The organism is Miniphocaeibacter massiliensis, assembly GCF_900232905.1.
GTDB classification, from domain to species: domain Bacteria; phylum Bacillota; class Clostridia; order Tissierellales; family Peptoniphilaceae; genus Miniphocaeibacter; species Miniphocaeibacter massiliensis.
Window position 1 is genome coordinate 229570 of the sequence record NZ_OCTQ01000001.1, and the last position, 15178, is coordinate 244747.

The window sequence follows — 15178 nt, forward strand, 5'->3', positions numbered from 1 at the left end:
ATGGAAGTTTTATTTGATAATAGACAAGATAAATATAAAATATCTGAAGATTTAAAATTAAAGATAGCAAACACTATTAATGAAACAATAAAAGTTGAAAATTATAATAACAATATAGAGATTTCTGTTTCATTTGTTACCAACGAAGAAATAAAAAGTATAAATAAAAAATACAGGGGAAAAGATGAAATAACAGATGTTTTATCTTTTCCTATGGAGTTTAACTTTGAAATAGAAGATGTGAATGAGATTCTGGGTGATATAATAATTTCTGTAGAACGAGCAAAAGAACAGTCTTTAGAATTTTCTCATAGCTTTGAAAGGGAGATACTATATTTAGTAATTCATTCAATGTTTCACTTGTATGGATATGATCATTTAAATGAAGACGATAAAATAATAATGAGAAGCAAAGAAAAGGAAGTAATAAGAAATATAGGTATTTATAAAAATGAATAATAACAATAATAAAGAAGATAAAAATAGGAATTTAGAAAATAATAATAAGGAATTTAAAAATCCTAATATAATAGAGAGTTTTAACCATGCTATAGACGGATTGATTTACTCGTTTAAAAATGAAAATAATTTTAAACGACATATATTAATGGCTTTGCTAGTTGCAATAATAAGCCTGTTTTTTGATATAAATAGATCAGAGATGGCTATTTTATGTGTTACTATTACTTTAGTTATACTCGCAGAACTATTAAATACCGCTTTGGAAAATGTTGTGGATTTAATATACGATAAGATTGATCCTAGAGCAAAAGTAGCTAAAGATGTAGGTGCAGGAGCGGTACTTGTTACTGCTTTAAATTCAATTTTTGTAGGGTATTTTATATTCTATGATAGAATAATACCACTGACGAATATTGCTATTTTTAGAATACAAAACTCACCAATACATTTAACTTTTATAGCATTGGTAGTTGTTATATTAACTACCCTTATATTCAAGAGTATATTTTATAAAGGCAGAGGAACTCATTTACAAGGAGGAACTGTGAGTGGACATTCTTCCTTAGCTTTTTGTTTAGCAACTATTATAACTTTTTTAACTAATAATACATTAGTGACTATACTTAGCTTTATACTAGCTTTTTTAGTAGCAGAATCGAGAATTGAAGGTAAAATCCATAGTTTATCTGAAGTTATTTTCGGAGGAATAACAGGAATTTTAATAGCGACTATAATATTTAAATTACTTGTAATTGGGGGATAAATGAATAATAGTGAATTAATAGAAATTGCAATAGATGCAAGAAAAAATTCTTATGCCCCCTATTCAAACTTTAATGTAGGAGCAGTTGTAGTAACAGACACTAATGAAGTATATACGGGGTGTAATATTGAAAATGCAGCTTATAGTCCATCAGTTTGCGCAGAAAGGACAGCTATTTTTAAAGCAATAAGCGAAGGAGCTTCTAAAATAAGAAAAATTATTGTAGTTGGAAGTGAGGACTTTACATTTCCTTGTGGTGTTTGTAGACAAGTTATAAAAGAATTTGCTAGTGAAGATTGTGAAATAATAGTAGTGAACAGTAAAAAAGAATATAAAATATATTTATTGAAAGAATTATTGCCAAATTCTTTTGGACCGGAGAACTTAAGGAGAAAAAATGTTTAAATCAGGATTTATTACGGTTTTAGGAAGATCTAATGTGGGAAAATCTACATTTTTAAATAAAATAATGGGAGAAAAATTATCCATTATATCAAACAAACCGCAAACAACACGAAATAAAATAAAATTAATATATACAAATGAAAAAATGCAATGTGTATTTCTAGATACACCAGGTATTCAAAAACCTAAAAACAAACTAGGAGAATACATGCTAAAGGTGTCAAAAGAAAGTTTAAATGAAGTGGATGTTGTTACTTATATTGTTGATACAAGTGTGAATATAGGAGAGAACGAACAATATATTATAGATTTTTTAAAAGACATAAACACACCTATAATTCTACTAATTAATAAAGTTGACATAGTTAGCCAAGAAGAAATTGAAAAAATAAAAAATATGTATGAGAAATTAGAAATTTTCAAAAAGATTATTCCAATTTCTGCTTTGTCAGGAGTAGGTATTGATAAATATTTTTCAGAAATATATGAAATTTTACCTGAAGGACCTATGTATTATGAAGAAGATGATATTACAGATCAGCCAGTAAAGCAAATAGTATCTGAAATAATTAGAGAAAAAACTTTAAATTATTTACAAGATGAAATACCACATGGAATTAATATTGTAGTTGAGAGCATGAAAACAAGAAATAATTCTAATATGTATGACATACATGCTACTATAGTGGTTGAAAAAAAATCGCATAAAGGAATGGTAATTGGTAAAAATGGTCAAATGATAAAGAAAATTGGGACAGGAGCTAGAAAAGATATAGAAACATTTTTAGATTCAAATGTAAATTTAAAATTGTGGGTAAAAATAGATCCTGACTGGAGGAACAAGGATACTAAATTAAAAGAATATGGTTATAAATAGAGATAAAGTTGAATCAAAAGCAATTGTGCTTAATTCTTTTAACATAAAAGAAAACAGTAGAATATTAAAAATATTCAGTTATGAATATGGAAGGATGGATTTAATTTTACAAGGGATAAAAAAAATTGATAATGAAAAAATATATCTAGATATATTTTCTGAAATTATAGTATCTATGGCTATATATAAAAATTATTCATATTTATTAGAATATGAATTAGTAAAAACCAATTATAAAATAAGAAAGAATAATGATAATATTATATTTGGAAATTTGATACTAGAAATTATTCAAAATATTTTCCCATTAAATTATCCAGATAAAAAAATATATAATTTAACAGAAAAATACTTTGAAGAAATTTCAATACAAGAAGCTAATTCTTATATTTTGACTGTTGCTTATATTCTTAAATTTTTGGCTTATACGGGATACAAGCTAGATTTATCAGTTTGTGCTATATGTGGAGAAGATAAAGTTGAAAACTATTATTATTCGCCAATAGATGCTGATATTGTATGCTCAAAGCATATAAATAGAACTTCAAAGTACAAACTTGAATTAAAAAAAGTAGTATTATTAAATAAATTATTGTATTCTAGATTAGAAGATATTAAATATATTAATTACAAAGATGATTATTTTTTATTAATGTTAGTAATTGAAACCATAGAAAATTTATTTGATACGAAAAAATTAAATTCACACAAATTTATTAGTAATATTCAGAGAGGGATATATGAATAATAAATTAGTAATTGAACTTGGCATTGATAAATTACAGTATAATTTATATGATGTTGTAATTAGAAACTTAAAAGAACATTTAGGTATAATTTTCACAGAAGAAAATATAATATTTGATGAATATAAAATTAACTTTAGCAAAAATAGAATAGTTATTTTTATTATATTTTCAGGAAAAGAACTAGATATAGAAAATGTAAAAGAAATAATAGTTAAAGCAATTAATAGAACTATTATCCCTATTAAAAATCTTCCTTTATCAAATGAATTAAAAGATTATATTATTTGGATTCAAGGTATGCTAAATAAAAAATATTTTAGTTTTAATGAGTTTATTTTGACAAAAGAAGATAAAGAAAAATTTTCATTTCTAAAGATTAATGACATTGAAAATTATAGACTATCTTTAGAACATTATAATATAATTCTTGAAAAAGAATCTAGAAAAAAATATTTTATAAATTCAATTAATAGGCTAGTAAAAGAAAATGGATTAGTTATATATAACTCTTCTTATATAATAGAAAAGTACATTAATGAATTTAATTTACCTTATCCAATTATAAAAAGTATAGATAATAGATATTTAGAGTATCCAAAAGAATTATTAACTACAATAATGCTAGATATATGTAATATTATTCCAGTTAAAAATGATAAAAATATTCTTATGCCATATTTTATTTTTTGTGTAGAAAAAGAAAATCAAAGTAATAGTGAATTAATAGATTCGATATATAATCAAAAGCTAAACGAGATAGATCATATATTACTTAAGTATGAAGCGGCTATGAATTATAATTATGAATATTATTTGACTAAAATGAAAAATACTGCATCATTAAAGAAGATAGGAACTTTATATGACGAAACTATAAGATTAAAAGAATTAACAAAAATATTGGGTGGATACTTAAATGTAGGAGAAGATACATTAGTAAATTTAGAAATAGAATCAGAAATATGCAAAATGGATTTAGCAACTGAAGTTGTTGAGGAAATGTCAGAACTTAAGGGAGTAATAGGTTACTTATATGCAAAGAAAAAGAACTTTAATGATATAGTGTCTTCTGCTGTATATATGTACTATAAACCAAGGTTTTGTTATGATGAAATGCCATCTACAACCTCAGCGAAAATTTTAAGTATAGCAGACAAATTAGATAATATTACAAATTCTTTCATATATAATATAATTAATGGAATAGATAATAAACATCAAACTATAGATATAAGAAGATCTGCAAGTGGAATAATTAATATTATTTTAGAGAATAAATGGAGATTAAATATAAGTAATATAATAAGTGATTTAATATACATTTATGTAAAAAATAGTGATTTAATAGTTGACTATGATGTGTTAAAAAATGAAATAATTAATTTTATTATGGAAAAATTTAGAGAAGAATTAATAAAGAAGGGATTTAATTATAAAGATATAGATTATGCAATAGAAGATAACACATATGATATTTGTAATGCATATGAAAAATTGAAAATAAGGAGAAATTAAGATAATTTATGAAAAATAAAAGTATAGTTATTGTTTCTGACTCTACAGGTGAAACAGCGATACAAGTTATAAATGCTATAAAAATACATTTTGATGTAACCGATACAAAAATTTTAAGATATCCTGATATTTTTACAACAAAAGAGATTGATGAAATAATGAGAGATTTGTCAGGAAATAATTTAATATTTTCAACAATTGTAAGCGAGGAATTGTTGAATTATCTTAAGTTGAGTGCTGAAAATAAGGGATTTATGATAATTGATTTATTCGAAGAACCTTTAAAAGCTGCTGAGGAGTTTTTTGGTCAAAAAGCCAAGAGAGAAATAGGACTTAGTAGAAAACTCAGTGAAGATTATTTTGAAAAAATAGATTCTCTTGATTTTGCAATGAAATATGATGATGGGAAAGATCCAAGAGGCATAAAGTTAGCGGATATTGTTTTAATAGGAATATCCAGAACATCAAAAACACCTCTTTCATTAAATTTAGCTTTTAAAAATTATAAGGTTTGTAATATTCCATTGGTACCAGAAATAGAACCACCAAAAGAATTGTTTGAAGTAGATTCTAAAAAAATAATTGGATTAATAATTAATAAAGAGAATCTAAATGAGATTAGAAATGAAAGATTAAAATCTATGGGAATCCTTGATGGTGGGAATTATTCGTCTGATAGTAGAATAGTTCAAGAATTGAGATTTGCTATGGACTTATACAATAGATTAAATTGTAAAGTTATAGATGTTACTAGAAAAACTATTGAAGAAACAACATTGGATATTATATCTTATATAAATAGTAATAAAATTATTTAAATATTTTAAAATAAAGGAGAGTATATGGACGGAAGAAAGAAACCAATATTAAAGATTTTTTTTATTGTTTTTGCATTTTTAATATTAGTATATGCATTTGGAGTAATATATTTTTCAAAATATATGTATCCAAATACTTATGTAAACAATGTAGATATGAGCTTTTCATCAATAAGTTTAGCTAGCGAGAAAGTTAAAATAGAAGATATAGAAATTATAGATAGAGATGGAAAAACATATAAACTATCACCAGAAAAACTCAATTTTAAAGCTGAATATACTGAAACTATGGATATAGAACAAAATAGTTTTCTATGGCCATTAGAAATTTTTTCAGCTCCAGATTATGAAAACAAATTAAATAAGACAATAGATTCAAAACAGTTAAAAAATTGGATAAATAACTCAGAACTTCTAAAAAACACAGTAGAACCTAGAGATGCAGAAATCAAGAAAAATGAAAAGGGATACTATATAGAAAAAGAAGTAATGGGAAATAAGCTAGATGTAGATAAATTATATAACTCAATTGAAACAGCTTATATGAACTCTACAAATCAAATAGTTTTAGAGGATGAATATATTAATCCAACAGTATTTGCAAAGGACTTAGAAGTAAGAAAGGAACATTTATCAAATTTATTTAATTTAAATTTAGCAATAAAATTACATGATGGAAAGGAAGTCCTTATTGATAATTTAGAACAATTTATAGATGGAAATACCTTTGAAATACAACGTGAAAAAGTACAAAGCTATGTAACTAATTTAAAAAGTGAATACGATAATATAAATATTACTAGAAAATTTAAAACTTCATATGGGACAGAAGTAGAAGTTCCTCCTGGAAACTTTGGAACACAAATAAATCTAGAAAAAACAACAGATGCTATTTTTAGTGCTATAAGTAATGGAAATGGGGGAACAGTTGATTTAATTTATACAACAACAGCTATAAATAATGGTGAAATAGGAAATACTTATGTTGAAATAAGTATAGAAAATCAAAATATGTGGTTCTATAAAGATGGAAAACTTATAGTTGAGACACCAGTAGTGACAGGTAAACCTAAAAGATATAGTACCCCTAAGGGTGTTTGGAATGTATGGATAAAGGAAACAGACAGATATTTAAGAGGTAACAATGCAGATGGTAGTAAATATAAGAGTTGGGTTAATTATTGGATGCAAATAGATGGAACTGGTGTTGGAATTCATGATGCCTCTTGGAGAAGCTCATTTGGTGGAAGTATATATAGTTATGGCGGAAGTCATGGATGTATAAACACACCATTTAAAAATGCAAAAATGATTTATGATAATATTGAAAAAGGAACACCAGTAATAGTATATTAAATAATAAAGATAGCAATTAATTGCTATCTTTATTATTATATTCTCTTAAAGCTATTTCAAGTACATCCATTGCTTTATTTATTTCATCTGGACCAACACAATACGAAACTCTAACTTCGTCTTTCCCTAAATCTTCAGATACATAAAAATCTTTTATCGGAGTAACCAATAATGTATTTCCATTTACAGAAATATTTTCTAGCATCCAAATTACAAATTTTTCAGCATCATCTACAGGTAATTTTACGATTGCATAAAAAGCACCTTCTGGTTCATTACAATGAACTCCTTCAATAGATTTTAATCTATTAAATAATACATCTTTACGTTCCCTATATTTTTCAAGAGTTGTTTTTAAATAACTCTCAGGAACATCTATTAGTCCAGAAGCACCAGCTAGCTCTAAAGTAGCAGCACTTAAACGAGATTGTGATAATTTCATTAAGGCTTCTATAAGAATTTTATTTTTAGATGCAATATTGCCTATTCTAGCTCCACAACAGCTATATCTTTTAGAGATAGAATCTATTAAAATCAATCTATCTTCAACCTCTTTATATTTAGCAAAACTTACAAAAGGAGTTTTGCCATAATTAAATTCTCTATAAACTTCATCACTAATAATAAAAAGATCAAATTCTTCGGCAATTTTAATAACGGTTTGCAACTCTTCTTCGGAATATACCCTTCCAGTTGGATTATTAGGGTTACTAAGTAAAATCGCTTTAGTATGTGGTTTTACAAATTTTTTGAAATCTTCATACTTTGGTAATTTAAATCCTTCCTTTGCATATGTAGTAATAGGTAAAATATCTACACTTACCATATCAGAAAAGGTTCTGTAATTTGCATAAAATGGCTCTGGTGTTATAATACTTTCATTTGCATTACAAACAGCCATCATTACAAACATAAGGGCTTCACTAGCACCTTGAGTTGCAATAATCTCTTTATATTCATATTCTATACCTAATTTTTTATAATATTTTATAGTAGATTCTATAAATTCCTTACTACCTCTTGAATGTGAATAGGCAATAGTTTTATCCTTAAAATTATTTATAGCATCAAAAAACTCTTTTGGAGTTTCGATATCAGGTTGTCCAATATTTAACTTAATTACATTAATACCCTTATTTTCGCATTGTTCAGTATAAGGGATTAATTTTCTAATAGGTGATACTCTCAAATCTTTAATTCTATTGGAAATTAACATAAATCCTCCTTAGTTCTATATAAAAATACATAATAATATTTTACCACATTAAAGAATAAAGTAAATATTTAATTATTTTATCAAAATATATGAATTTAACTTTTTTGTAATACTTTTGTAACTAATTTGTAACTTTAATTGACTTAATACTTGAGTTCATTTAGACTAATAGTAGTGTTAATTGGGGGGATTTATAATGAATAAGAAAAAATTAGGAGTATCCGTTGGGGTTGTTTCTCTGCTAGCTCTTACTACAGTTGGTTTAAGCAATGCAGAAGTATTGACTAAGGTATTAAAGAATACACCTGATAATTATGTTGAAAGTATTTCTACATATGAAGAAAAAGAAGTAAAAAAAGTATTAGAAAACACCAATGACGATATTAAAGAACCAGAAAAATTAGAAAGTATAGATTTGGAAAAATCCAATATAGAAGAAATTTCAAAAAGTTTAGCAAATATTTCAGTAAATAACGTTAAACCAAATACATTAAAACAAGATTCTGCTAATTCTACATCACCTATTACTAAGAGAACAAAAACCGTTGAAAAAGCTGTAGAATCTAAAGAGTCCAATGTAAAGGTTAGTTCATCTGAGGAAAAGATTGAAGAAGAACCAGAAGTAGAAATATCTTCTTTATCAGGCTGGACATCAAATGATTTGAATTTAAGGTCAGATGCAAATACAAGCTCAAGAGTATTAACAACAATACCAAAAGGTACAAAAGTATCTGGTGAAGAAAGCAATGGTTGGGTTAAAGTGGTTTATAATGATGAAGATGGTTATATATCTAAATCATACGTATCATCAACAGAAGTAAAAGTTGAAGAAGAAAAACCAACTGAAACAAAGCCAGTTGAACAAGCAAAACCAAGTGAAGAAAAACCAGCTTCTACAAAACCTGTTGAAAAAATAGTATCAGGCTGGGTTAAAAGCAATCTTAACCTAAGAGATGCAGCTAATACTAGCTCAAAGGTATTAACAACAATACCAAAAGGTACAAAAGTATCAGGTACTGAAAGCGATGGTTGGGTTAAAGTAAAATATAATGGAAAAACTGGTTACGTATCAAAATCGTATATTTCTTCAACAGAAGTAAAAGTTGAACAAACAAAACCAGCTGAAGAAAAACCTACTGAAACAAAACCTGTTGAAAAAACAGTATCAGGCTGGGTTAAAAGCAATCTTAATTTAAGAAAAAGTGCAAATACAAGCTCAAGCATATTAGCAACAATACCAAAGGGCACAAAAGTATCAGGCACAGAGATTAATGGATGGGTTAAAGTAAAATATAGTGGTAAAACTGGCTATGTGTCAAAATCATATATTTCTTCAACGGAAGTAAAACCAGATTCAAATAATGGTTCAAATGACCAAGGGAATAATGGTAGTCAGGCTAATTCTAGTACAATTAATAAAATTGTTAACGATGCATATAAATATTTAGGATATAGATATATTTATGGAGCAGCTTCTCCTAGTGTTGGATTTGATTGTTCTGGTTTAACATATTATCTTTATAAAACTCATGCAGGAGTTACTTTAAATAGAAATTCTGCGGCGCAAGCATCAAATGGTTATCAGGTTTCTAGGTCAAACTTAAAACCAGGAGATTTAGTATTTTTTGCTACATCCGGAGGCTCAAGAATTAGTCATGTTGGGATATATGTAGGAAATGGAGAAATGATTCATGCATCAACGCCAACTAAAGGGGTTATAAAGAGTAGTATAAATAGTAGCTATTACACTTCTAGATTTGTTACAGCAAGAAGAATAATCAACTAGATTTAAAAAGCACCTATGGTGCTTTTTTTAGTGGAATAATATATTTTTTAATGCTATGATAACTAAGAGGTATATCATGAAAAAGTATGTTAGTAAAGATAGAATTATTATTGTAATTTTCATTTTGATAATTGCAGGATATGGATTTCATATAAATAGAAAGAATAATGGAATAAATAATATAGAGAAAGAGATTATTACTACAGAACTATTTAATAATGAAGTTAAAGATAAATTTGTATATGTTCATATAGATGGAGAAGTGAATAATCCTGGAATGTATAAATTAACTTCAAATGATAGAATTAATGATGCAGTTATAAAGGCTGGAGGGTTAAAAGATACAGCCAATACTAAAAATATTAATCTTTCTAAAAAATTAGAAGATGAAATGAAGATAAATATTCCTTCTGATATAATTAATCAAGATAGTGATACATCAGTATATGATGAAAAAACAAATAATAATTATATAAATATTAATATAGCCACCAAAGAAGAATTAATGAGTCTTTCTGGAATTGGCGAGATTAAAGCAGAGTCAATTATAAAGTATAGAGAGAATAAAAAATTTTCTAAAGTTGAAGATATAATGAATGTCAATGGTATAGGGGAAAAATTATTTGACTCTATAAAAGATTATATTTCAATAAATTAAGGAGTAGAAAATGAAAGATATAAAACTTACAAATTATGCTAAAACATCTGGTTGAGCAGCTAAATATGGACCAGATGTTCTTGCACAAGTATTGTGTAATTTACCAAAGATAGAAAATGAAAATTTAATAGTTGGATTAGATACATCAGATGATGCTGCTGTATATAAAGTAAATGATGAATTGGCTTTAATACAGACGCTAGACTTTTTCACTCCAATAGTAGATGATCCTTTAAATTATGGAAGAATTGCAGCAGCTAACTCTCTTTCTGATGTTTATGCAATGGGAGGAGATCCTATTATTGCAATGAATATAGTATGTTTTCCAAATTGCCTAGATCCTTCTATACTAGGAGAGATATTAAAAGGTGGTTTAGAAAAAGTAAATGAAGCTGGTTGTATATTGGCAGGAGGACATACTGTACAAGATGATGAACCAAAGTATGGGTTATCTGTTACAGGATTTGTAAATCCAAATAAAGTATGGGCTAATTCAAATGCTAAACCTGGAGATTTAATGATTTTAACGAAGCCAATAGGTACTGGTATAGTAAACACTGCCCTTAAGGGTGGAATAGTTGACCAACATATAATTATTAAAAATATAGACACTATGTCAACTTTAAATAAATATGCTAAAATAGAAGCAGAGAAATTTAATATTAACAGTTGTACAGATATTACAGGCTTTGGCTTAGCGGGGCATATTTTCGAGATGATGGAAGGAAGTAAAACATCTATGGAGCTATATTTTAAAGATATACCCAAAGTTGAAGGATCTATGGAATATTTGAAATTTGGATTATTGCCTGAAGGTGCATATAGTAATAAAAAATTTGTAGGGGATAATATTCAAACCGAAATAAAAAGTGATGAAATTGATATAGTTTTCGACCCACAAACTTCAGGAGGTTTACTATTTAGTTTACCTGAGGAAGAAGCCATTGAATTAAATAAATCTCTTATTGATAAGGGAATCAGTTCAGCAATAATAGGTAAGGTATTAAAACCAAAAGAAAAGTATATATACTTGAAATAGTATATAAATAGAGGTGCAAAATGGAACTCAAAGTGTTATTATCGTTCCCAGAATCTGAGTATAAAAAAGAAATAATCTATAATTTTTCTGAAGATGCTAATTATTCTATAACTATTGCAAGCACTATATCAGAGTCTTTATCGAAAGTATCGCATAATGATTATGATATACTTTTGCTTGACATGAAATATAGCGATGGTACTGGACTGGATTTAAAGAAAAAGTTAAATGATATAAAAGATATACCTACTATATTTGTTACAGATTTAGATGATGATATTCAGAAAGTATTAGCATTAGAATATGGAGCAGATGACTATATAGTATATCCTTTTAATATTCTAGAGCTTAAAGCTAGAATTAGAGCAATCATAAGACGTGTTTCAAAATATATTGAAGAAATAAGTATAGAATCTGACAAAGAAAATATTATTATATTTGATGATTTTGAATTTAACATAGTAGGAAGAAAAGTAATTTTAAAAGGTGAAGATATAGATTTAACAGGTAAAGAATTTGATTTATTATATATATTAGTTTCAAATGCTGGAAAAGTTTATTCTAGAATTGACTTAGCTAAAGAAATTTGGGACGAAAATTATGAAGGTCATTTGAGAACTGTAGATGTTCACATAAAAAGACTTAGAGAAAAAATTTATGATACTGAAGGATTAATTATAAAAACAAAATGGGGCGAAGGATACTATTTTGGAGATTTAAAAGAAAATTAAAGGAGATTTTATGATAGAACAATTAAGAGATATACAATCAGGGGATTTAGTTGCAGGAATAAACACAAGTTTAGGAACTATAAAAGTAAGATTATTTCCTGAAATAGCTCCTTTGGCTGTAGAAAATTTCAAAACATTATCAGAGCAAAATTATTACAATGATATTATTTTTCATAGAGTCATAAAAGACTTTATGATTCAAACAGGAGATCCAGAAGGAACAGGTATGGGTGGAAATAGCATTTGGAATAAACCATTCAATGATGAATTTAACATAAATTATCGTAATTTTAGAGGTGCATTATCGATGGCTAATGCAGGGTCTAATACTAATGGAAGTCAGTTTTTTATAGTACAAAAAGATTCAACAGAACCTAGTTATATAAATCAAATGAGAGAAGCAGGGGAAGATAATGGATACCCAAAAGAAATAGTTGATAAATATGAGGAAATAGGTGGAACTTTTTGGCTAGATTACAAGCATACTGTATTTGGTCAAGTTATAGAAGGAATGGATATTGTAGATAAGATTGCAAATACTGAAGTTGGTAGAAATGATAAACCAGTTCATGATATAAAAATTTTAAATATAAATATAATAGAAGTAAAGTAAATTATATAAAATAAAGACCGTAAGCCTTGCTTACAGTCTTTATTTTATATAGGATATGCTAAATTTTCTTCTTGTAAATTATAAAGTGTTTTATTTAAAAACTTTTTTGATACATACTTTGCCATAGGTAAGTTCATATCTAAGTAGTTACCACAATCTTTAGCTGAAGCTCCAGGAATATCACCTTCATAATTGCTTATAAATTCAAATAAATCTTTTAATAATCCGATTACTGAATTTGAATCTAAATTTCCATTTAAAAGCAAATAGAAACCAGTTCTACAGCCCATAGGACCAAAGTATATAATTTTATTTTTATATTCTTCATTATTTCTTAAATAAGTTGCGGCTAAATGCTCTATTGTATGAATTTCTGCTGTATTTAAAACAGGTTCTTTATTTGGCTCAGTTATTCTTATATCAAAAGTTGTTATACAATCATTTTTTAAAAAATCTTTTCTAGAAACATATACTCCAGGTAAAAGATTTAAATGATTTACTTTAAAACTATCTATTTTTTCCATTAACTAACTCTCTTTCATCAATTTTATAGTTCCACAATCTATTTTTGTCATTAATTGAAGCATAATTTATCCCAATTCTTTTGTTTTTTGTATATTTGAATAGAAAATAATTATCTTCAACATATATAAGAGAATTATTAATAATACTTTTATTATTAAATGACCTATCTATACCTAATTTTTTGGTTATTTTACCAGGACCGTAAATATTGTCTAATCCTCTTATTAAAATTGCTTGAGGTTCGCCTTTTTCACCTGTTACTATATTGAACAAATTGTGTATTCCATAACATAGATAAACATATATTGTTCCAGCTTCTTCATAAAGAACTTTATTTCTTTCCGTCTTTCCATTTTTTGCATGACAAGCTGTATCTTCTTCACCTTTATAAATTTCCAATTCAGTTATGATATATTTCTTATTATTGTAAACTAAAGATTTACCAATTAAATCATTAGCAACCTCTAAAACATCTCTATTAAAAAAGTCAAATCTTAATTTATTCAAAAGATAAAGCCTCTTTTTGTATGGAAACAGATAAAATTATTCCTATAGAGATTAAGTTAATCAACTGAAATGTACCACCATAGCTAAAGAAAGGTAGTGGAATACCTGTAACTGGCATTAAACCTAATGTCATTCCAATATTTTCAAATATGTGAAATAGAAACATTGCAGCAAAGCCCATAATTACTAATTTTGAATACATTTGATTAGAATTTCTTGAAATAACTACAAACCTGTGCAGTAACATACCATATAAGAAAATTACTACTCCACCACCTAAAAAGCCAAATTCTTCCACTAATACTGGGAAAATATAGTCTGTCTGCTTTTCAGGTATAAAATTATACATATTCTGGCTACCTTTTAAAAATCCCTTTCCAAAAAACTTTCCAGAACCAATAGCTATTTTACCTTGAATAGCTTGATAACTTGAGTCAGAAATATCATGTTCAGGGTTTAAAAAAGTTAGAATTCTTTTTTTCTGAAACTCCTCAAGAGAAAGATACAAAAATGGTAGTGATGCAATACCGGCAATCAATGCTCCTAAAAAATATTTTAGGTTAAGTCCTGCTGTAAATAGCATAATTACTAGCATAAAAACGAATACCATTGCAGTTCCAACATCTGGTTGTTTATAAATCATAAAAATAGGTATTAAAGCAAATACTAATACTTTTAATAAAGTTTTAGGTTTGTTTATGTTTTTTTGGTTTATTTCTATAAATCTAGCAACAGATAGAATAAAACCAATTTTAACTATCTCTGATGGTTGAAAAGTAATAGGACCGATTTGTAACCAACTATCAGATCCCCATTGCTCAGAACCTACTCCAAACAGTAAAACTAACAACAATAAAAAGTTACATACTAAATAAATATATAAGTAGATTTTCTTTATAAAATCAATATCTATTAATACAATAAATAATATTGAGATAAATCCTAATATTGTAGCCACAATTTGTCCAAATATACCTTTATTTGTTAAGCTTTTTGTAGCACTAAATAGTACAATAAGACCAAATATTATAAGTACAAGTAGTACTACAACTAAAGTTTTATCTAATTTTCCAAAGTTTTTTTTCTTTAAGTTAAACATATTATCACCTGCGAATAATTATATCATAGATGAATGAGTACATGCTAATTAATATATGC

17 protein-coding genes are annotated in these 15178 nt (G+C 26.6%); 13 read left to right on the forward strand and 4 right to left on the reverse strand.

Annotated elements, in window-relative coordinates; genetic code table 11:
• The 8 genes from ybeY to CS899_RS01225 are packed head-to-tail and all read left to right on the forward strand — an operon-like array spanning window position 1 to window position 6945.
• Window positions 1–459 carry an rRNA maturation RNase YbeY gene (gene ybeY / locus CS899_RS01190; RefSeq protein ID WP_099203136.1) on the forward strand — a complete coding sequence of 153 codons (459 nt, stop codon included), beginning with the start codon at window positions 1–3 and terminating at the stop codon, window positions 457–459.
• Window positions 452–1225 (forward strand): diacylglycerol kinase, encoded by a 774-nt coding sequence (locus CS899_RS01195; protein ID WP_099203137.1) that lies wholly within the window; start codon window positions 452–454, stop codon window positions 1223–1225. The genes ybeY and CS899_RS01195 overlap by 8 nt, the downstream gene beginning before the upstream one ends.
• A complete protein-coding gene (gene cdd / locus CS899_RS01200; RefSeq protein WP_099203138.1) occupies window positions 1226–1630 on the forward strand; it encodes a cytidine deaminase in 405 nt (134 codons plus the stop codon).
• Window positions 1623–2507, forward strand: a complete 885-nt coding sequence (gene era, locus CS899_RS01205; RefSeq protein ID WP_099203139.1) for a GTPase Era — start codon at window positions 1623–1625, stop codon at window positions 2505–2507. Before cdd ends, era begins: the two co-directional genes overlap by 8 nt.
• Window positions 2494–3255: a DNA repair protein RecO gene (gene recO, locus CS899_RS01210; RefSeq protein ID WP_099203140.1), complete on the forward strand. Its 762-nt coding sequence runs from the start codon at window positions 2494–2496 to the stop codon at window positions 3253–3255. The genes era and recO overlap by 14 nt, the downstream gene beginning before the upstream one ends.
• Window positions 3248–4771 (forward strand): glycine--tRNA ligase subunit beta, encoded by a 1524-nt coding sequence (locus tag CS899_RS01215; RefSeq protein WP_099203141.1) that lies wholly within the window; start codon window positions 3248–3250, stop codon window positions 4769–4771. The genes recO and CS899_RS01215 overlap by 8 nt, the downstream gene beginning before the upstream one ends.
• 8 nt (window positions 4772–4779) lie before the next feature.
• On the forward strand, window positions 4780–5589 hold the full coding sequence (locus CS899_RS01220; RefSeq protein ID WP_099203142.1) for a pyruvate, water dikinase regulatory protein: 810 nt from the start codon (window positions 4780–4782) through the stop codon (window positions 5587–5589).
• A gap of 24 nt (window positions 5590–5613) precedes the next feature.
• On the forward strand, window positions 5614–6945 hold the full coding sequence (locus CS899_RS01225; RefSeq protein ID WP_099203143.1) for a L,D-transpeptidase family protein: 1332 nt from the start codon (window positions 5614–5616) through the stop codon (window positions 6943–6945).
• Window positions 6946–6961: 16 nt separating this feature from the next.
• Here CS899_RS01225 and CS899_RS01230 read toward each other — a convergent pair whose 3' ends face one another.
• Entirely contained in the window at window positions 6962–8161 is a 1200-nt protein-coding gene (locus CS899_RS01230; RefSeq protein ID WP_099203144.1) for a pyridoxal phosphate-dependent aminotransferase, read from the reverse strand.
• Between the two features lie 196 nt (window positions 8162–8357).
• Between CS899_RS01230 and CS899_RS01235 the strand changes: the two genes are divergently transcribed.
• From CS899_RS01235 to CS899_RS01255, 5 genes are all read left to right on the forward strand, one after another.
• A complete protein-coding gene (locus tag CS899_RS01235) occupies window positions 8358–9947 on the forward strand; it encodes a C40 family peptidase (RefSeq protein WP_099203145.1) in 1590 nt (529 codons plus the stop codon).
• A gap of 76 nt (window positions 9948–10023) precedes the next feature.
• Window positions 10024–10605 carry a helix-hairpin-helix domain-containing protein gene (locus CS899_RS01240; protein WP_164995809.1) on the forward strand — a complete coding sequence of 194 codons (582 nt, stop codon included), beginning with the start codon at window positions 10024–10026 and terminating at the stop codon, window positions 10603–10605.
• 10 nt (window positions 10606–10615) lie between these two features.
• A complete protein-coding gene (gene selD / locus CS899_RS01245; protein WP_099203147.1) occupies window positions 10616–11644 on the forward strand; it encodes a selenide, water dikinase SelD in 1029 nt (342 codons plus the stop codon).
• A gap of 20 nt (window positions 11645–11664) precedes the next feature.
• The gene (locus CS899_RS01250; RefSeq protein WP_099203148.1) at window positions 11665–12375 is read left to right on the forward strand and encodes a response regulator transcription factor; all 711 of its coding nucleotides are present in this window, start codon (window positions 11665–11667) and stop codon (window positions 12373–12375) included.
• Between the two features lie 10 nt (window positions 12376–12385).
• Complete coding sequence (locus CS899_RS01255; RefSeq protein WP_099203149.1) at window positions 12386–12988, forward strand: peptidylprolyl isomerase; 603 nt, start codon at window positions 12386–12388, stop codon at window positions 12986–12988.
• A 44-nt stretch (window positions 12989–13032) separates the two neighbouring features.
• On the opposite strand, the gene CS899_RS01260 is transcribed toward CS899_RS01255, so the two are convergent.
• From CS899_RS01260 to rodA, 3 genes are read right to left on the reverse strand one after another with little or no spacing between them, the layout of a single operon-like run.
• Window positions 13033–13512 carry an S-ribosylhomocysteine lyase gene (locus tag CS899_RS01260; RefSeq protein ID WP_099203150.1) on the reverse strand — a complete coding sequence of 160 codons (480 nt, stop codon included), beginning with the start codon at window positions 13510–13512 and terminating at the stop codon, window positions 13033–13035.
• Complete coding sequence (locus CS899_RS01265) at window positions 13496–14020, reverse strand: DNA-3-methyladenine glycosylase (protein ID WP_164995810.1); 525 nt, start codon at window positions 14018–14020, stop codon at window positions 13496–13498. The genes CS899_RS01260 and CS899_RS01265 overlap by 17 nt, the downstream gene beginning before the upstream one ends.
• Window positions 14013–15119, reverse strand: coding sequence for a rod shape-determining protein RodA (gene rodA / locus CS899_RS01270; RefSeq protein WP_099203152.1), 1107 nt, complete (start codon window positions 15117–15119; stop codon window positions 14013–14015). The genes CS899_RS01265 and rodA overlap by 8 nt, the downstream gene beginning before the upstream one ends.
• Window positions 15120–15178 lie beyond the last annotated feature (59 nt).